This window comes from Geodermatophilus sp. SYSU D00867 (genome assembly GCF_054050315.1).
Genome location: NZ_JBJGZC010000020.1, coordinates 29,180 through 47,428 on the forward strand (window position 1 = coordinate 29,180; position 18,249 = coordinate 47,428).

An 18,249-nucleotide genomic window follows, 5' to 3' on the forward strand; every position below is an offset into this window, starting at 1 on the left:
GGGACCACCGTGGCCGCCCCGCCTTGACCGCCACTTGCGCCCGACTTGAGGCGCACGAACCCCTCCCCAGGCGGCGCGCGACCTGTCACGATGCCCGATCGTGCGGTTCCGCGTCCTCGGTCCCCTCGAGGTCACCGGTCCCGACGACCGCCCCGTCGACGTCGGCGGGGCCAAGCCCCGCGCGCTGCTGACCCTGCTGCTGGCCGAGGCCGGCCGGGTGGTCCCGATCGACCGCATCGTCACCACGCTGTGGGGCGACGAGCCGCCGCCCACGGTCACCGGGACCCTGCAGGCCTACGTCTCGCACCTGCGCCGGGTGCTCGAGCCCCAGCGCGGGCCGCGCGAGGCGCCGACGGTGCTGCTCACCCGGGCGCCGGGCTACCTGGTGCAGGTCGGCGCCGAGGACCTCGACAGCCTGCGCTTCGCCCGCCTGGTCGAGGAGGGCGACCGCGCCGTCGAGGCCGGCGACCCCGCCGGCGGGGTCGCCGCGCTGGACCGCGCGCTCGAGCTGTGGCGGGGCGAGCCGCTGGCCGAGCTGGGCGACGGGCCGGGCGCGGCCACCGACCGGCTGCGCCTCACCGAGCTGCACGTGCGCGCCCGCGAGCGCCGGTGCGACGCGCTGCTGGCCGTCGGCCGCGCCGACGCCGCCGTCGCCGACCTGCAGCGCCTGGTCGCCGAGCACCCGCTGCGCGAGCGGCTGTGGGCCCGGCTGGTCACCGCCCTCTACGCCGCCGACCGGCAGGCCGACGCGCTGGACGCGCTGCGCCGCTGCACCGAGCTGCTGCGCGACGAGCTGGGCATCGACCCCGGCCCCGAGCTGCGCGACCTCGAGCAGGCGGTGCTCCGGCAGGACCCCAAGCTCGCCTCACGGGTGCCCCGGCCGGTGCTGTCGGTGGTCCCGCCGCCGGCACCCACCGCGCTGGCGGTCCCCGGCGACGAGACTCTGGTCGGCCGCCGCGCCGAGCTGGCCCGGCTGCGGGCGGCCGCCGAGCAGGTCGCCGCCGGGCGGCCCGCCGTCGTCGTGCTGGCCGGCGAGGCCGGCATCGGCAAGACCCGGCTGGCCGAGGCGGTCGCGGACACCACCCGGGCCGCGGGGTGGGCGGTCGCCGAGAGCCGCTGCGCCGACGACGCCGGCGCCCCGGCCCTGTGGCCGTGGACGCAGGCGCTAGAGCAGCTGGGCCAGGAGCCGCCCGCGCCCGCCGGGGACGACGGCGACGACGCCGACGCCGCCCGGTTCCGGCTGTTCCAGGAGCTGCGCGGCAGGCTCACCGCCGCCGCCCGGCAGCGGCCGGCGATGGTCGTCCTCGACGACCTGCAGGGCGCCGACACCACGTCGGTGCAGCTGCTGACCCTGCTGGCCCGGCACCTGCCGCGGGTGCCGCTGCTGGTCGTCGTGACCGTGCGCAGCGTCGGGGAGGACCTGCCCGAGGCGGTCGCGGACTGCCTGGCCCGGCTGGCCCGCGAGCCGGCCGCCACCACGATCACCCTGCAGGGCCTGGACGCCGAGGACGTCGGCTCGCTGCTGGCCGCGCAGCTGGGCTCTGCCGGCGACCCGGGCCTGGCCGCCACGGTGCACGACCGCACGGCGGGCAACCCGTTCTTCGTCGTCGAGCTGTCCCGCTGGATGCGCGGCGGCCGCGACCTGCACGCGGTGCCGGTGCCGCCGTCGGTGGGCGAGGTGCTGCGGACCCGCCTGGCCCGGCTGCCCGCCGGCGCCCGCCCGGTGCTCGAGCTCGCCGCCGTCGCCGGCCGGGAGGTCACCCTCGACCTGCTCGAGGCCGCCGGGGAGCCGGCCGAGGCCGCGCTGGCGGCCCTGGACGCCGCGGTTGCCGCGGGCCTGGTCGTCGAGGGCGGCACGCCGTGGAGCTGGCGGTTCACGCACGCGCTGGTGCAGGAGGTCCTCGCCGACGACCTCCCCGCGCTGCGCCGGGCCCGCCTGCACGCCCGGCTCGGCGAGGCGCTGGAGCGGCAGGTGGCCGGCGGCCGCCCCGACGACGCCGTGGTCGAGCGGCTGGCGCACCACTTCGTCGAGGCCGCGCCGGTGGCCGGCCCCGCCGCCGGGCTGCGGTGGTCCACCGCCGCGGCGGCCAACGCCCGGGCCCGCCTGGCCGACGGCGAGGCCGCGGTGCACACCCGCCGCGCGCTGCGGCTGGTCGACCCGGCGCAGCCCGGCGCGGTCCGCACCCGGCACGACCTGCTCACCGCGCTGGGCAACGACCTGCTGCGCAGCGGCGAGCGCACCGAGGCCCACCAGGTGGTCGGCGAGGCGATCGCGCTGGCCCGCGAGCTCGGCGACCCGCGCTGCCAGCTGGAGTCGGCCGCGGTCTGGGGCGAGGTCACGCTGTGGAACTGGCGGCCGCACGGCGTCGTCGACGCCGAGATGGTCGCCCTGCTGGAGGACCTGCTCGAGCACCGCGACGAGATCGCCCCGGACGCGACCGAGGCCGAGCGGGACCGGCTGACCGCGCGGCTGCTGGGCACCCTCGGCGTCGAGCTGGCCTTCAGCGAGGACCTGCAGCGCGGCGTGCGGTACGCCGAGCGGGCGGTGGCGCTGGCCCGCGGCGTCGGCGACCCGGAGCTGCTGGGCCGGACGCTGAACAACTACTCGCTCGCGGTGTGGGGCCGCCCCGGTGCCGCCGAGCTGCGGCTGGCCGCGACCGACGAGGCGCTGGCCCTGGCCGGGCGCGGGCTGCCGCGGCGCACCGAGTTCTACGCCCGGCTGCACCGCGCGGCGATCCGGCTGCACCTCACCGACCGCGCCGGTTTCGAGGCCGACCTGGAGGCCGGGCGGCGGCTGGCGTTCTCGCTGTCGGGCCCGGAGGTGCGCCCGCACGTGCTGTGGCAGCAGGCCGGCGCCGCCTGGCTGGCCGGGGACGCCGCCCGCGCCGAGGACCTGACCACCGAGGCGCACGAGCTCTACCGCCGGGTGACGCCCCACTCGCGGCACGCCTACGCCGCGCACCTGTTCGCGCTGCGCCGCGGCGACCACCGGCTGCCCGAGGCGATCGACCTGCTCGTGGAGACCGGCGACGAGGGCAACCCGCTGCTGCAGCTCATGGCCGTGGTGGCCGCCGCGGAGTCCGGCGACCTCGCGGTGGCCCGGCGGCTGCGCGCCCGCTGGGGCCGCACCCAGATCCGCGACTGGGCCAGCGACGTCGCGGTGCTGCTGCAGGCCGAGGCCGCGCTGCACCTGGGCGACGAGCCCGAGCTGACCGTGGCCACCGTGCAGCTGCTGCCCTTCCGCGGGCGGCAGGCGGTGCTGGGCACCCCGGCGTTCAGCCTGGGCGCCTACGACGAGCTGCTGGGCCGGATCGCCGAGCGCACCGGCGACACGGTGGCCGCCCGCGACTGGTGGACCGGCGCCCGCGAGCAGGGCCGGAGGGTCGGCTCGCCGCACCAGGTGGCGCTGGCCGAGTCCCACCTGGCCCGGGTGCCCGCCGAGCAGGCGCACCGGCCGCCGCGGCGCCGGCGCTCCGAGCCCCCGACGCCGCGCCCTGCCGTGCACCCACCGGTCGAGGAGCGTCCCGCCTAGTCCGACCCGGCGCCCCGCCGTTCCCGTTCCTGGGGCCAGCGGGCGACGGCGTCGGCGAGGACCTCGCGCAGGAACGCCAGGAAGTCGCGCGTCTCGGCGAGCCGCCGGCCACCGGGCCGGTCGGCGCCGAGCAGTTCGATGCCGGACGCCGCGACGTCCTCGAACCGCCGGAGCGTCTGCAGCTCCGCCGTGATGGCACGGGTCCAGAGGTTGGCGTCGTCCAGCACGTACAGGTCGCTGCGCGTACCGGGCTCACGCTCGCGCACCAGGAAGCCGACCTGGACCAGCTGCCGGACGGCCCCGCTGATCGCCGCCGGGCTGACCTGCAGGCCCTCCGCGAGCTCGGCGGCGGTGTAGCGGTCGGCGTCGTCGGCGAGCGCGTAGGCCATGACCCGCGCCTGCATCGGCTGCATGCCCGACTCGCGCAGCACGAGCGCGAACCGCTCCACGAACCGCAGGAGGGTCGCCCGCTCGGCGTCCAGGTCGTCCGCAACCGCCACGCCGCCCATCGTACTTGGCCTCCTGGCGCTCAATACTGTTCACGATGTAGTGAAAGTTCTGTAAGTTCACGGCCATGACGGCGATCTTCATCGCGGGACTGGTCAAGACCTTCGGCGCCACGCGCGCCCTGGACGGGCTCGACCTCGAGGTCGACACCGGTGAGGTGCACGGCTTCCTCGGCCCGAACGGGTCCGGCAAGTCCACGACCATCCGGGTGCTGCTCGGCCTGCTGCGTCCCGACGCCGGCCGGGTCCGCCTGCTCGGCGGCGACCCGTGGCGCGACGCCGTGGCCCTGCACCGGCGCCTGGCCTACGTGCCCGGGGACGTGACCCTGTGGCCGACCATCTCCGGCGGCGAGGCCATCGACCTGATCGGGCGGCTGCGCGGCGGGCTCGACCCGCGACGTCGCGCCGAGCTGCTCGACCGGTTCGACCTCGACCCGCGCAAGAAGGCCCGCACGTACTCGAAGGGCAACCGGCAGAAGGTCGCCCTGGTGGCCGCGCTGGCATCCGACGCCGACCTGCTGGTGCTCGACGAGCCGACGTCCGGACTCGACCCGCTCATGGAGGCGGTGTTCCAGGAGTGCATCCGCGAGGTCCGCGCCGAGGGCCGCACGGTGCTCCTCTCCAGCCACATCCTGGCCGAGGCCGAGGCCCTGTGCGACCGGGTCAGCATCATCCGGCACGGCCGGACGGTGCAGAGCGGCAGCCTCGGCCAGTTGCGGCACCTGACCCGCACGTCCGTCGTCGCCGAGACCGCTCGCCCGGCGAGCGGCCTGGCGGCACTGCCGGGCGTCCACGACCTGCGGCACGAGGACGGCCGGGTCCGCTTCGACGTCGACACCGACGCGCTGGACGGCACCCTCAGGTACCTGACCACGCTCGGTGTCGTGGCCCTGACCAGCACGCCGCCCACGCTCGAGGAGCTCTTCCTGCGGCACTACGGCGACGAGCTGGCGGAGAACGGCGTCCCCTCCGGGTCCGAGGCGGTGCGGTCGTGACCACCCGGCTGTCGGAGGCCCCCGCCCGGCCGGTGCCGCCGGTGACCGGGACCCGGCCGTCGACCACCACGGGCACCGGCACGCTCCTCCGGTTCGCGCTGCGCCGTGACCGGGTGCGGCTGCCGGTGTGGATCGCCGCCGGCACGTTCCTGGTGGCACTGCAGTCGGTCTCGAGCCAGTCGCTCTACGACACCGCCGAGGCCCTGGCCGCCTACCGCGCATCCGTGGGCAGCAACGCGGCGACGATCGCCCTGGCCGGCCCGCCCGTGGGGCTCGGCACGGTGGCCGGGGCGGTCGCCTTCGAGATCTCCGCGACCGTGATGCTGGTCGCCGCGCTGATGGCGACGTCCACCGTCACCCGGCACACCCGGGCGGACGAGGAGGCCGGCCGGACCGAGCTGGTCCGGTCGGCGCGCGTCGGCCGGCACGCGCCGCTGCTGGCCGCCGTCCTCCTGTCGTCGCTGGCGTGTGCGGTGCTCACCGTCGCCGTCTGGACCGCCGCCACGGCGACCGGACTGCCGGCCGTCGGCTCCCTGTTCCTCGGCGCCTCGTTCGGGGCGTGCGGGCTGGTGTTCACCGGGATCACCGCCGTGGCCGTGCAGGTGACCGGACACACCCGGGCGGTCCACGGCCTGGTGGGTGGGCTGTTCGCGGTGTCCTTCGTGCTCCGTGCGCTCGGCGACGTCGAGGGCAGCTGGGTGGTCTGGACCTCGCCGATCGGCTGGGCGCAGGCCACCCACCCGTTCTCCGACGACGCCGTCGCACCGCTGGTGCTGTGCGCGGTCGTCGCCGTGGCGCTGGTCCTGGCCGGGTTCGCCCTGCTCGACCGCCGCGACCTGGGCGCCGGCCTCGTCCAGCCGCGGCCGGGCCCGGCGCACGCCCCGTGGTCGCTGCGCTCGCCGCTCGGCCTCGCCGTCCGCCTGCAGCGGGGGGCGTTCGTCGCGTGGACGCTGGGCCTGGCCCTGCTGGGGGTGGTGCAGGGCGCCCTCGCGGAGTCCGTCGAGACGCTGGTCGCCGGCAACGAGCAGGCGCTGGCCGTCTTCGGCGACCCGGACGTCGGCGAGCTGGTGGACGCCTACCTCGGCACCACGTTCGGCGTCACGGCACTGCTGGCCGGCGCCTACGCGGTCTCCTCGGTGCTGCGCGCCCGCGGCGAGGAGTCCGGCCAGCGCGCCGAGCCGGTGCTGGCGACGGCCACCAGCCGGTCCCGGTGGCTGGGCAGCCACGTCGCCGTCGCCCTGGCGGGCTCGGGGCTGGCCCTGACGGCATCCGGTCTCACCACGGGCGTCGTGCGGGTGGTGCAGACCGGCGAGGCGGCCGCCCTGGGCCGGATGGTGGGTGCCGCCGTGGCGTACGTGCCGGCGGTCTGGGTGGTCGCGGGCACCGCGGTGGCGCTGTTCGGGCTGCTCCCCCGGGCGGCGACCGCGCTGGCGTGGACCGCCGTCGGCGTCTCCCTCGTCCTCACCCTGTTCGCCGGGTCGTTCGACTGGCCGGGCTGGGTCGGTGGCCTCTCCCCGTTCGGCTGGGTGCCCCTGATGCCGCTGGAGCCCTGGACCGCAGCCCCGGTGCTCGTGCTGACCGGGGTCGCCGCCGTCCTGCTCGTCGCCGGCTCCACGGGCTTCGCCCGCCGGGACCTGGCGACCGGTTAGAGGGTGGTGGCCCGGCCGCCGTCGACGGGGATGACGGCGCCGGTCACGTACGCCCCGGCCCGGCTGGCCAGGTAGACGACGACGCCGGCCATGTCGTCGGGGCGGCCGATGCGGCCCAGCGGCGAGCTGGCGGCGATCTCGTCGCCGCGGGCGGCCAGGGTGGCGGCCATCATCTTCGACTCGAACGGCCCCGGCGCGACGGCGTTCACGGTGATCCGCCTGGGCCCCAGCTCCTTGGCCAGGTGCCGGGTGAGCTGGTGCACCGCGGCCTTGCTGGAGGAGTACGAGTAGGTCGGCAGGACCGGCACGTGCAGCCCGTCGATGCTGCCGACGTTGACCACGCGGGCCGGGTCGTCGTCGGTGGCCGCGGCCTCGAGCAGCGGCAGCACCGCCCGGGTCAGGAAGAACGGCGCCTTGACGTTGAGGTCGAGGACCTTGTCCCACGCCGAGGCGGGGAAGGTCTCGAGCGGCTCGCCCCAGGTGGCGCCGGCGTTGTTGACCAGCACGTGCACGCGCTCCTCGCGGCGGCCGACCTCCTCGGCCAGCCGGACGCACTCGGCCTCGGTGCTGATGTCGGCGGGGATCGACTCCACCCTCCCGAACGCCGACAGCTCCGCCACCGCCTGCTCACCGGCCTCGGGCTTGCGCGAGCTGACGTAGACCGACGCCCCGGCCTGCAGCAGGCCGCGCGCCATCATCAGGCCGATGCCGCGGGTGCCGCCGGTGACGACGGCGACCTTCCCGGTGAGGTCGAACAGGTCCACGCGGTGCCTCCTCCTGTGGCGGTGCCGTGCGCCGGCCGGGCCACTGTGCCAGCCTCTCCCCCCGTGACCACCGCGGCCCCCAGTCCCCTCGGCGTGACCAGCGAGGTCGGCCCCCTGCGGACGGTGGTCCTGCACCGGCCGGGCGCCGAGCTGCGCCGGCTCACGCCGCGCAACAACGACCAGCTGCTCTTCGACGGCGTCCCGTGGGTGGCCCGCGCGCAGGAGGAGCACGACGCGTTCGCCGCCGCCCTCACCGACCGCGGCGTCGAGGTGCTCCACCTCGACCGGCTGCTGACCGACGTCCTGGACCACCCGACGGCCCGCGAGGAGCTCGTGGCCGCCGCCGTCGACGACCCGCGCCTGGGCGCCACCCTCCAGCGCACGGCCGCCGGCCACCTGTCCGGCCTCGCGGCCGACGACCTCGCCGGCGCGCTCATGGCCGGCGTGGCGCACCACGAGCTGCGCGGCGGGCGGGGCCTGGCCTACGAGCTGATGGACCGGCACGACTTCGTCGTCCCGCCGCTGCCCAACCTGCTGTTCACCCGGGACTCGTCGGTGTGGGTCGGCGACCAGGTCGCCGTCACGTCGCTGGCGATGCCGGCCCGGCACCGGGAGAGCACGATCCTCCGCGCCATCGCCACGTACCACCCGCGCTTCGCCGGCGCCGAGCAGCTCTACGACTCCTCGCTCGAGCACCTCGAGGGCGGCGACGTCCTGCTGCTGGCCCCCGGCGTGGTGGCCGTGGGTGTGGGCGAGCGGACGACGCCGGGCGGCGCCGAGCGGCTCGCGCGCCGGGTGTTCGCGCGGGGGCTGGCGCACACGGTGCTCGTCGTCCCGATAGCCCAGGAGCGGGCGACCATGCACCTGGACACCATCGCCACGATGGTCGACGTCGACGCGATGGTCATGTACCCCGCGGTGGCGGACACCCTCGTCGCCTGGACGGTCACCGCCGACACCCCGCCCGACGACGCCGACACCACCGACCTCGTCGTCCGCGGCCCGGCGCCGTTCGTGGTCGCCGCGGCCGAGGCGATGGGCATCGACCGGCTGCGGGTGATCGACACCGGCCTGGACCCGGTCACCGCCGAGCGCGAGCAGTGGGACGACGGCAACAACACCCTCGCGCTGGCCCCGCGGCTGGCGGTGGCCTACGAGCGCAACACCGTCACCAACGCCGCACTCGAGGCCGCCGGCATCGAGGTGGTGCGGATCGCGGGCTCGGAGCTCGGCAGCGGACGCGGGGGGCCGCGGTGCATGTCGTGTCCCGTGTGGCGCGATCCGCTGTGACCCCTCCCGGACCGGCCGCGAGGTCCGTACGGTGCCGTACCGGGTCTCCTCCCCGGAGGTCCGGACGGGAGGACCCGCCGTGAGGGGCAGCAGGGCGTGACCGGCACGCAGACGCGGCGGCGCGGCGGCCGCATCGCGGGGCTCGGCGGGGGGCTGGTCGGCTGGCTCGTCTTCGTCGAGTTCACCAGCGGGGTGCTGCAGGGCTACTACGTCCCGCTGCTCACCGACGTCGCCCGCCACCTGGGCATCCACGACGCCGACGTGAACTGGCTCGAGGCCGCCCAGCTGATGACGTCCGCGATCGCGGTCCCGGTGCTGGCCAAGCTGGGCGACCTCCACGGCCACCGCCGGATGCTGTGGACCTCGGCGGCGGTGGTCGCGGCGGCCACCGTCGTGCTGGCGTTCGCGCAGGACTTCGGCGTCTTCCTGGTGGCCTGGGCGGTGCAGGGCGTCTACGCCGCCTGGCTGCCGCTGCAGGTGGCGCTCATCCACTCGCGGTCGCGCGGGCAGGCCGACGCGGCCGCCCGCACCCGCCGGGCGACGGGGCTGGTCGTCGCCGCGCTCCAGGCCGGCGCGATCGTGGGCGCGCTCGGCGGCGGGCAGGTCGGCGACGCGCTCGCCGGGCGGTTCTGGCTGGTGCTGCTGCTGCCGGGCCTGCTGGTGGCCGGCGTCTGCGTCGTCGTGCTCACCCGCGTGCCCGAGAGCACCGACTGGCGGGCCGGCGACGTCGACGTCCCCGGGGTCGCCCTGCTCAGCGTGGTGCTGCTGGTGATCACGGGCGGGCTGAGCTTCGTCCGGGTCAACGGCGCCGGCGAGGTGTGGCCGTGGCTGGTGACCGCGGCCGGCGTGCTGCTGGTCGTGCCGTTCGTCCGGTACGAGCTGCGCCGCGCGGACCCGCTGGTCGACTTCCGCGTGCTGCGCTCCCCCAGCACGTGGCCGGTGCAGCTCACCGCCGGGCTGTTCGGGGTGAGCGTGCTCGGCGCGCAGGGGCCGCTGTCGACGTTCGCCCGCACCGACCCCGACACCTACGGCTACGGCCTGGGCCTGTCGACCAGCCAGGTGTCGATCGTCATCGGCGGCTACGTCGTCTCGATGCTGGTCGGCGCGAGCTCGTTCTCCCGGGTCTCCGCGGCCACCACGCCCAGGGTCACGCTGATCGGCGCCGCCACGCTCACCGGCCTGGGCTACCTGCTGCTGGTCCCGCTGCACGCCACGCTGCCGCAGGTCCTCGGGGCGATGGTGGTCGCCGGCCTCGGCTCGGGGGCGCTGGTGGCGGCGCTGCCCGCGGCCGCGGCGGCAGCGGCGCCCGCCGGTCGCACCGGCGTCGCGACCGGGTTGACCAACACGACCAAGGTGCTCGGCGGCAGCTTCGCCTCCGCCGTCTTCGCCGTCGCCCTGGCCGCCGGCGCGCCGGCCGCCGCCGACGGGTCCGAGGGCACCGCCGGGTCGCTGTCGGGCTACGTCACGGTCTGGGTGGTCTGCGGGGTGACGGCGTGGCTGGCCGCGCTGTCGCTGGTCTTCGTGCCGCGCCTGGCCTTCTCCGACCGGCCCGAGGCCGTGGGCGTGCGGGAGGTCGCGTGAGGACCGCCCCGCTCCTGCTCGGTGCCGCGGCCGCCGCCGGCGCCGCGGCCGTGCGGCGGGTCGCCCGCTTCCGGCCGGTCCCCGCGCCGGTCGAGCCGGCGGATGCCTCGGGTCTGGACCCCGACGCCGCCGCGGCCCGGCTGGCCGAGCTGATCCGCGTCCCCACCGTCTCCTCGCGCGACCCCGGGCAGGCCGACGCCGCGGCGTTCGAGCGGTTCCGCGAGCGCCTGGCCGAGCTCTACCCGCACACGCACCGGGCGCTCGAGCGCGAGCTGCTGCCCGGCGGGTCGCTGCTGTACCGCTGGCGCAGCGGCACCGACGCACCGCCGCTGGTGCTCATGGCCCACCACGACGTCGTCCCGGTGACCGGCCAGGACTGGTCCCGCGACCCGTTCTCCGGCGCGGTCGAGGACGGCTGGGTGCACGGCCGGGGCGCCGTCGACGACAAGGGCTCGCTGGTGGCGGTCCTCGAGGCGGTCGAGTCCCTGGCCGCCGGGGGACACACCCCGGCACGCGACGTGTACGTCTTCTCCGGCAACGACGAGGAGGTCCTCGGCGTCGGCGCCCAGGAGGCGGTGGCCGTGTTCCGCGGGCGGGGCATCCGGCCGTGGGCGGTGGTCGACGAGGGCGGTGCCGTGGTGACCGGCGTCTTCCCGGGCGTGCCGGGGCAGATCGCCGTCGTCGGGCTGGCCGAGAAGGGGCTGCTCGACTGCGAGCTGGTCACCACCGACCCCGGCGGGCACGCGTCCTCGCCGACGTCGGGCGGTGCCCCGGCCCGCCTGGCCCGCGCGATCCTCCGGCTGGACGCCGCGCCGTTCCCGGCCCGGCTGCACGACGTCGTGCTGGCGATGGTCGACGCCGCGGGCCGCCACGCCCCCGGCGCCCACCGCGCGCTGTTCGCGCACGCCCGCCCGCTGCGGCCGCTGCTCGCGACGGCGCTGGCCCGGGCGAGCCGCGAGGCCAACGCGCTGGTGCGGACGACGGTGGCGGTGACCGAGCTCGAGGGCAGCAGCGCGCGCAACGTGCTGGCCACCCGGGCGCGGGCACACCTGAACGTCCGGATCGCGCTGGGCGAGACCGTGCAGTCGACGGTCGAGCGGCTGCGCCGGGTGGTCGCCGACGACCGCGTCGAGGTCCGGGTGCTGTCGGGCAGCGACCCCTCACCGGTCTCGCGGACCGACACCGAGGCCTACGCGGCGCTCGGGGCCGCGGTGCGGGCGGTGTACCCGGGGGCCGCCGTCGCGCCGTACCTGATGGTGCAGGCCAGCGACGCCCGGCACTTCGCGCAGATCAGCGACAGCGTCTACCGGTTCATGCCCTTCGACCTGTCCCGCGGCGAGCTCGACGCGCTGCACGCCGCCGACGAGCGGATCAGCGTCGCCGCCCTGCACCGGGGCGCGGTCTTCTTCCGGCACCTCATCACGCACCTCTGAGCGCGCTCGTGCTCTGCCCCCGGAAGTGGGCAGAGCACGAGCGGCGGCGGGAGGAGGGCCCTACCGGAGCGTGATCTGGCGGGAGAGCAGGCCGGCGCGGGCGCGGCGCTCGTCGGCGGTCAGCGGATCGGTCACCGTCAGCGCCTGCTCCAGGCGGGTGGCGAACTCGGCCGCGGGGCCGGCCCACTCCTGCGCGGGGGTGTCGGCCGGCAGGTCCCACACCGGGACGACGAGCCCGTGCGCGCGGAAGGCGCCGGCGTACCGGGTCCCCTCGCCCAGCAGCAGCTGCTCGGACGCCGAGAGCCGGGCCAGCGCGTCGAGCAGCGGCTCCTCGGCCTCGGGCCGCACCCAGCGCAGGTGCGCCCGCTCGTTGCCCGGCCGCACCCAGTAGGCGGCCCCCAGGCCCTCCAGCCGCTCGGTCGGCAGCACCGCCTCGTTGGCCCGCTCCAGCCCGGCCTGCGCGGCGGGGTTCGGGTCGGTGCCCTCCAGCCAGAAGCCGAAGTCGGGGTGCACGGTGACCTCGAGCGGGACGGTGGGGTCGAGCAGTTCCTGCAGCCGCGGCCCGGCCGAGCCGGCCGCGCCGATCGGGCCCGGGTCGACCGGCGCGCCGGCCGGCGAGTCCAGCGCGGCGGCGAGCGCGGTGCCGATGTCCCTGCTGACGTCGTCGGAGGAGGCCTGCAGCTGGACGCCGAGCAGGATCTCGCCGTTGCTGCGGACCAGCGCCGGCGCACCGCCGGGCAGCACGCTGGCGAGGGTCACGTCGCGGCCGTCGGTGGTCCTCAGCGGCGCCGTGGCGGCGGGCACCAGCTCGCGCAGCGCCACCCAGTCCGGCTCGCCGGGCAGGCCCTCGAAGGGGCGGGTCACCGGGGGTGCGTAGCCCGAGCCGTGGCAGTGCTTGTACCGGCGGCCCGAGCCGCACGGGCACGGGGCCTTCGGGTTGATCCCACCCTCGACGGCGGCGGGCGCGGAACGGCGGCGGGTCGCGGAACGGGCCATGCGGCCCAGGGTATGTGGGGCCGGGACGGGGTCCCGCGGGCCATAGGCTTCGGCGTCGTGACCTCCCTGGCGGCACCGCTCGACCTCACCGACCCGGCCGTCGTCGCCGACCCCTACCCCGCCTTCGCCGCCGCCCGCGCCGTCGCCCCGGTCCAGTGGCACGAGGGCCTGCGGCTGTGGCTGGCGTTCACCCACGCCGGGAGCAACGCCGTCCTGCGGGACCGGCGGCTGGGCCGGATCTGGCGGGACCGGGAGCCGGAGGAGCGGTTCGGGCAGTTCAACCTCATCCACCGCAACGCCGTCCTCGAGATGGAGCCGCCCGACCACACCCGGCTGCGCCGGCTGGTCAGCGCGGCCTTCGCCCGCGGGCACGTCGAGCGGCTGCGCCCGTGGGTCGAGCACCTGGCCGGCGAGCTGGTCGACGGGCTGGTGGAGCGCTCCGGCGGCAGCGAGCCCGTCGACGTCCTCTCGGGGATGGCCGAGGAGCTGCCGGTCGCGGTCATCGCGGAGCTGCTCGGCGTCCCGGAGGCGGACCGGCCGCTGCTGCGCCCCTGGTCCAACGCGATCGTGAAGATGTACGAGTACGGCCGGACCGCGGCGGTCGAGGACGCCGCCGAGCGCGCCGCCGCGGAGTTCGTCGCCTACCTGCGCGACCTGGCCACCGAGCGCCGCCGCGCCCCCGGCGAGGACCTGCTGTCGCACCTGGTCACCGTGCGCGACGCCGACGGCGACCGGCTCACCGAGGACGAGCTGGTCACCACGTGCATCCTGCTGCTCAACGCCGGCCACGAGGCGACGGTCAACGTCAGCGGCAACGGCCTGCTCGCGCTGCTCGAGCACCCCGACCAGCTGGCGCGGCTGCGGACCGACCCGACGCTCCTGCCGACGGCGGTCGAGGAGCTCATGCGGTTCGACTCGCCGCTGCAGCTGTTCGAGCGCACCGCGACCGCCGACGTCGAGGTCGGCGGCGTCACCGTGCGGGAGGGGGAGAAGGTCGCCGCGCTGCTGGGTGCCGCCAACCGCGACCCCGCCGTCTTCGCCGCCCCCGACACCCTCGACGTCGGCCGCAGCGACAACCCGCACATCTCCTTCGGCGCGGGTGTGCACTTCTGCATCGGGGCGCCACTGGCCCGCGTGGAGCTGCAGGCCTCCTTCGGCGCGCTGCTGGGGCGCACCAGCGACCTGCAGCTCGCCCGCCCGGCGCGGCGCCGTCCGGAGTTCGTCATCCGCGGCCTGGCCGAGCTGCCCGTCGTCCTGACCCGGTAGTGGCCGCGACCGCGGAGGTGCTCGGCCGGCTCCGGGAGCTGGCCGACCCGTCGCGGCTGGCCGGCATGGCCCGTCACGGCGTCGGCGGCGCGCAGACCCTCGGCATCACGGTCGCCGAGCTGCGCACGCTGGCGAGGGAGCTGGGCCGCGACCACGCGCTGGCCGCCGGGCTGTGGGACTCCGGCGTCCACGAGGCCCGGATCCTGGCCGGCATGGTCGAGGAGCCGGCCGCGGTGGACGCCGCGCAGCTCGACGCGTGGGCGGCCGGGTTCGACTCCTGGGACCTGTGCGACCAGGTCTGCCAGAACCTCGTGCGGCACACCCCGTTCGCCTGGGACCGGGCGCTGGCGTGGAGCGGGCGGCCGGAGGAGTTCGTCAAGCGCGCCGGGTTCGCCGTCATGGCCGGGCTGGCGGTGGCGGACAAGGGCGCGGACGACGGGTTCGAGCCGTTCCTGCGCGCGGTCGCCGAGCGGGCCGACGACGACCGGCCGATCGTCCGCAAGGGCGCGAGCTGGGCGCTGCGGCAGGTCGGCAAGCGCAGCCCCGGCCTGCACGGCCGCGCCGTCGCGACGGCACGGGAGCTGCGGTCGGGCGGCCCCGGCGCCCGCTGGGTCGGCACCGACGCCCTGAGGGAGCTGGAGCGGCGTCCTCCGCGGTGACCGGGCCGTGACCGGATCGTGACCGGATGCGACTGAGGCGGGCCGGCCCTGCCGATGCGTCTCCAGGGTGGGACGGAGCGGCGAGGAGGACCGGTGGCAGCAGAGCAGGACGCGGAGTTCACCGCGTTCGTCAGGGACGCCGGCCCGGCGCTGCTGCGCACCGCCTGCCTGCTCACCGGCGACCGGCACCGCGGCGAGGACCTGCTGCAGACGGCACTGGCGCGCACCTACGCCCGCTGGGCGCGGGTGCGGGAGACCGACGACCCGACGGCCTACGTACGCCGGGTCGTCGTCAACAGCCACCTCAGCTGGCGGCGGCTGCTGAGCAGTGGCGAGCAGGTGGTCGAGTCGCTGCCCGACCGCTCCGACGGCCGCGACCTGCAGGTCGCGTACGCCCAGACCGACGAGCTGCGAGCCGCGCTGCTGCACCTGTCGCCGCGAGTCCGCACCGCTGTCGTCCTCCGCTACTACGAGGACCTCAGCGAGGCCGACACCGCCCGGCTCATGCGGTGCTCGACCAGCACCGTCAACAACCACGTCACCCGCGGGCTCGCCGTCCTCCGGACGCTGCTCGCCCCCGCCGGCCTGACCACCCCCACCGCGGCACCCGTGTCGAGGAGGTCCTCGTGACCGACGTCGAGTCCCACCTGCGCGCCCGGCTGGGCGCCGTCGCCGAGGACCTGACCGGCCCTGACGACACCGTGTCGGCGCCGGCGGCCATCGCCCGGTACCGGCAGCGCCGGAGGACCCGGGTCGTGCTGACCGCCGCGACCGCGGCCGTCGCCGCCGTCGTGGTCGCCGTCCCCGCCGCGGTGGGCGGGCCCGCACGTGGCTCCGGCGAGGTCGCCGGTGCGGACCGCACACCGGCACCCACTCCGACCTCCACCCCGGACCGTGAGGCCGAGCTCGCCGCTCGTGAGGCGGCCGCGCGCGCGGCAGCGGCGTCCCGGTCGGCGCAGTGGGCGGCCGAGGCCGCTGCCGCCCAGGCGGCCGCACAGCCCGAGCTCGACGCCGTCGTCTCGGAGCTCGGCGGCCCGGTCACGCTGGGCTCTCCGGCGGAGTGGGACCGGTGGCTGCCGGACGGCAGGCCGTACCCCGGCGACGACCTCGAGGACGACCTGTCCACCTGCCCGGTCCTGTCCGCCCGGCTCGGTGAGGTCACCGGCCGGGAGATGAGCTACTGGGCCGGGACGCTGCCCAACGGGCCCGCCGGGTGCACCTGGGTCCCCGTGCCCCTGGTGTACGACACCGTCGACCACGACACCGTGGTCAGCGTCGGCTTCCTCGCCGACGGGACGACCGTGGAGGAGTACGCCCGGGACGCGCGGCAGGGCCCCGGCCAGGGCGTCGCACCGTGCCCGCGGGCCGACGTGCCCTCCGCGCCCGGAGGTGCTCTGCTGCTGCGGTGCGAGTCGTCGGGCACGACCAGCTACACGCTCGTCGTGCCCGACACGCGGCTCGAGGGCGGGGTCTGGTTCCTGGTGGTCTCCACCGACGAGCGGGCGACGGCCCCCGCGGCCGACGTCCTCCCCGCGCTGGTCGAGGGTGCGACCGCCGCGTTCGGCTGACCGGCCGGCACCTGTGGATCGTGAGCGCGGTCACTGGCACGATGCCGCCATGCGCGGCCTCATGCAGGACTTCCCTCTCACGATCGACGCGATCTTCCGGCACGTCGAGCAGCACTACGGCGACGGGACGATCGTCACCGGCAGCCCGACCGGACCGGTGCGCAGCACCTACGCCGAGTGGGCCGATCGGACCCGCCGGCTGGGCGGGGTCCTCGACACCCTCGGCGTCAGCGAGGACGGCCGGGTCGGCACCTTCGGCTGGAACAGCCAGCGGCACCTGGAGCTGTACTTCGCCGCGCCGGCCACCGGGCGGGTGCTGCACACCCTCAACATCCGGCTGTTCCCCGAGCAGCTGACCTACATCGCCAACCACGCCGAGGACGAGGTGGTCTTCGTCGACCGCACCGTCCTGCCGCTGTTCTGGCCGCTGGTCGACACGATGAAGACGGTCAGGCACGTCGTCGTCATGGACGACGGCGGCGACAACGAGATCCCCGACGACCCGCGCGTCCTGGACTACGAGACGCTGCTGGCCGAGGCGCAGCCGGTCGACTTCCACGTCGAGGACGAGAACCGCGCCGCCTCGATGTGCTACACGTCCGGCACCACCGGCAACCCCAAGGGCGTCGTCTACAGCCACCGCTCGACGTTCCTGCACACCATGGGCGTGATGCAGCCGAACGCCTTCGGCCTCGGCATCCAGGACGTCGCCATGCCGGTCGTGCCGATGTTCCACGCCAACGCCTGGGGCATCGCCCAGGCCGCCCCGGCCGCCGGCGCCTCGCTGGTCATGCCCGGGCCGATGATGCAGCCCGAGGCGCTGGCGAAGCTCATCGTCGAGGAGGGCGTCACCTTCACCGCCGGCGTCCCTACCATCTGGCAGGGCGTGCTGCCGCACCTGGCCGGCAAGCCGCACAAGCTGCGCGACATCGGCTGCGGCGGCTCCGCGGTGCCCAAGGCGCTGTCGGAGGCCTACCGCGAGCAGGTCGGGCTGCCGATCCTGCAGGCCTGGGGCATGACCGAGACCCACCCGGTCGCCTCCTCCGGGGTCCTGCCCAAGCGGTACGCCGACGCCGACGACGAGACCAAGGCGGCCCAGCGCGCCCGCGCCGGCATCCCGTTCCTCGGTGTCGAGGCGCGCATCGTCGACGCCGAGACCCTCGAGCCGCAGCCGTGGGACGACAAGGCCACCGGCGAGCTGCAGGTCCGCGGCCCGTGGTGCGCGAAGGACTACTACAACCCCGACGCCGGCGTCGTCCTGACCACCGACGACGGCTGGATGCGCACCGGCGACGTCGCGGCGATGGACCCCTTCGGCTCCATCCGCATCGCCGACCGCACCAAGGACCTCATCAAGTCCGGCGGCGAGTGGATCAGCTCGGTCGACCTCGAGAACGCGATCATGAGCCACCCGAAGGTCAAGGAGGCCGCGGTCGTCGGCATCCCGCACCCGAAGTGGGACGAGCGGCCGCTGGCGTGCGTCGTCCTCAAGGACGGCGAGGAGGCGACCGAGGAGGAGATCCTCGAGCACCTGAAGCCGCTGGTGGCCAAGTGGTGGATGCCTGACGCCGTCGAGTTCATCGACGAGGTGCCCAAGACCAGCGTCGGCAAGTTCTCGAAGAAGGACCTGCGCACCCGTTTCGCGGAGTACGCGCCGAAGTCCTAGCGGACGAAGGGCGGCCGGCCGGTCTCGCTCACCAGGGGCCGGCCCGCCGCCTCCCACTCCCCCATGCCGCCGCCGACGTTCACCGCGTCGTAGCCGTTGAGGTTGAGCCACGCGGCGACCCGCGCCGAGCGTCCGCCGCTGCGGCAGACGACGTAGACCGGGTCGCCGTCGGGGACCTCGTCGAGCCGGGCCGGGACGTCGCCCATCGGGATGTGCGTGGCGCCCTCGGCGTGCCCTGCCACCCACTCGCCGTCCTCGCGGACGTCGAGGAGCACGGCGTCCTCGGGCACCTCGGCGGCGGACACGGTCGGGACCTGCTGGGGCATCATGCGCCCGATCCTCCC

At 76.2% G+C, this 18,249-nt stretch carries 15 protein-coding genes; 11 read left to right on the forward strand and 4 right to left on the reverse strand.

Features of this window, described 5'->3' with window-relative positions; all coding sequences use genetic code 11:
* Positions 1–100 precede the first annotated feature (100 nt).
* A complete protein-coding gene (locus ACI8AK_RS18205) occupies positions 101–3,532 on the forward strand; it encodes a BTAD domain-containing putative transcriptional regulator (protein ID WP_387990604.1) in 3,432 nt (1,143 codons plus the stop codon).
* Here ACI8AK_RS18205 and ACI8AK_RS18210 read toward each other — a convergent pair.
* Positions 3,529–4,032 carry a GbsR/MarR family transcriptional regulator gene (locus ACI8AK_RS18210; protein WP_456957394.1) on the reverse strand — a complete coding sequence of 168 codons (504 nt, stop codon included), beginning with the start codon at positions 4,030–4,032 and terminating at the stop codon, positions 3,529–3,531. The genes ACI8AK_RS18205 and ACI8AK_RS18210 overlap by 4 nt on opposite strands.
* A 74-nt stretch (positions 4,033–4,106) precedes the next feature.
* Here ACI8AK_RS18210 and ACI8AK_RS18215 point away from each other — a divergent pair, with 74 nt between their 5' ends.
* Both ACI8AK_RS18215 and ACI8AK_RS18220 read left to right on the forward strand, forming a co-directional pair.
* Complete coding sequence (locus ACI8AK_RS18215; protein ID WP_456957396.1) at positions 4,107–5,033, forward strand: ATP-binding cassette domain-containing protein; 927 nt, start codon at positions 4,107–4,109, stop codon at positions 5,031–5,033.
* Positions 5,030–6,682 (forward strand): ABC transporter permease, encoded by a 1,653-nt coding sequence (locus ACI8AK_RS18220; protein ID WP_456957398.1) that lies wholly within the window; start codon positions 5,030–5,032, stop codon positions 6,680–6,682. Before ACI8AK_RS18215 ends, ACI8AK_RS18220 begins: the two co-directional genes overlap by 4 nt.
* On the opposite strand, the gene ACI8AK_RS18225 is transcribed toward ACI8AK_RS18220, so the two are convergent.
* Positions 6,679–7,446: an SDR family oxidoreductase gene (locus tag ACI8AK_RS18225; protein ID WP_387990616.1), complete on the reverse strand. Its 768-nt coding sequence runs from the start codon at positions 7,444–7,446 to the stop codon at positions 6,679–6,681. The two genes, ACI8AK_RS18220 and ACI8AK_RS18225, sit on opposite strands and share 4 nt — an antisense overlap.
* Before the next feature lie 63 nt (positions 7,447–7,509).
* Between ACI8AK_RS18225 and ACI8AK_RS18230 the strand changes: the two genes are divergently transcribed.
* The 3 genes from ACI8AK_RS18230 to ACI8AK_RS18240 all read left to right on the forward strand — a co-directional run bounded on the left by ACI8AK_RS18230 (position 7,510) and on the right by ACI8AK_RS18240 (position 11,750).
* Positions 7,510–8,736, forward strand: coding sequence for an arginine deiminase (locus ACI8AK_RS18230; RefSeq protein WP_387990619.1), 1,227 nt, complete (start codon positions 7,510–7,512; stop codon positions 8,734–8,736).
* A gap of 96 nt (positions 8,737–8,832) precedes the next feature.
* Positions 8,833–10,317, forward strand: a complete 1,485-nt coding sequence (locus tag ACI8AK_RS18235) for an MFS transporter (RefSeq protein ID WP_456957400.1) — start codon at positions 8,833–8,835, stop codon at positions 10,315–10,317.
* Positions 10,314–11,750, forward strand: a complete 1,437-nt coding sequence (locus tag ACI8AK_RS18240; protein ID WP_456957402.1) for a M20/M25/M40 family metallo-hydrolase — start codon at positions 10,314–10,316, stop codon at positions 11,748–11,750. Before ACI8AK_RS18235 ends, ACI8AK_RS18240 begins: the two co-directional genes overlap by 4 nt.
* A gap of 60 nt (positions 11,751–11,810) precedes the next feature.
* On the opposite strand, the gene ACI8AK_RS18245 is transcribed toward ACI8AK_RS18240, so the two are convergent.
* A complete protein-coding gene (locus ACI8AK_RS18245; protein ID WP_456957404.1) occupies positions 11,811–12,746 on the reverse strand; it encodes a DUF5926 family protein in 936 nt (311 codons plus the stop codon).
* Between the two features lie 57 nt (positions 12,747–12,803).
* Between ACI8AK_RS18245 and ACI8AK_RS18250 the strand changes: the two genes are divergently transcribed.
* The 5 genes from ACI8AK_RS18250 to ACI8AK_RS18270 all read left to right on the forward strand — a co-directional run bounded on the left by ACI8AK_RS18250 (position 12,804) and on the right by ACI8AK_RS18270 (position 17,905).
* Positions 12,804–14,012 carry a cytochrome P450 gene (locus ACI8AK_RS18250; RefSeq protein WP_456957406.1) on the forward strand — a complete coding sequence of 403 codons (1,209 nt, stop codon included), beginning with the start codon at positions 12,804–12,806 and terminating at the stop codon, positions 14,010–14,012.
* Positions 14,012–14,671: a DNA alkylation repair protein gene (locus ACI8AK_RS18255; protein WP_456957408.1), complete on the forward strand. Its 660-nt coding sequence runs from the start codon at positions 14,012–14,014 to the stop codon at positions 14,669–14,671. Before ACI8AK_RS18250 ends, ACI8AK_RS18255 begins: the two co-directional genes overlap by 1 nt.
* A gap of 93 nt (positions 14,672–14,764) precedes the next feature.
* Complete coding sequence (locus ACI8AK_RS18260; protein ID WP_456957410.1) at positions 14,765–15,301, forward strand: SigE family RNA polymerase sigma factor; 537 nt, start codon at positions 14,765–14,767, stop codon at positions 15,299–15,301.
* Positions 15,298–16,239 (forward strand): hypothetical protein, encoded by a 942-nt coding sequence (locus tag ACI8AK_RS18265; protein ID WP_456957412.1) that lies wholly within the window; start codon positions 15,298–15,300, stop codon positions 16,237–16,239. Before ACI8AK_RS18260 ends, ACI8AK_RS18265 begins: the two co-directional genes overlap by 4 nt.
* Before the next feature lie 49 nt (positions 16,240–16,288).
* The gene (locus ACI8AK_RS18270) at positions 16,289–17,905 is read left to right on the forward strand and encodes a long-chain fatty acid--CoA ligase (protein WP_387990637.1); all 1,617 of its coding nucleotides are present in this window, start codon (positions 16,289–16,291) and stop codon (positions 17,903–17,905) included.
* Here the strand turns inward: ACI8AK_RS18270 and ACI8AK_RS18275 are convergent.
* A complete protein-coding gene (locus ACI8AK_RS18275) occupies positions 17,902–18,234 on the reverse strand; it encodes a rhodanese-like domain-containing protein (RefSeq protein WP_387990640.1) in 333 nt (110 codons plus the stop codon). The genes ACI8AK_RS18270 and ACI8AK_RS18275 overlap by 4 nt on opposite strands.
* Between the last annotated feature and the right edge of the window lie 15 nt (positions 18,235–18,249).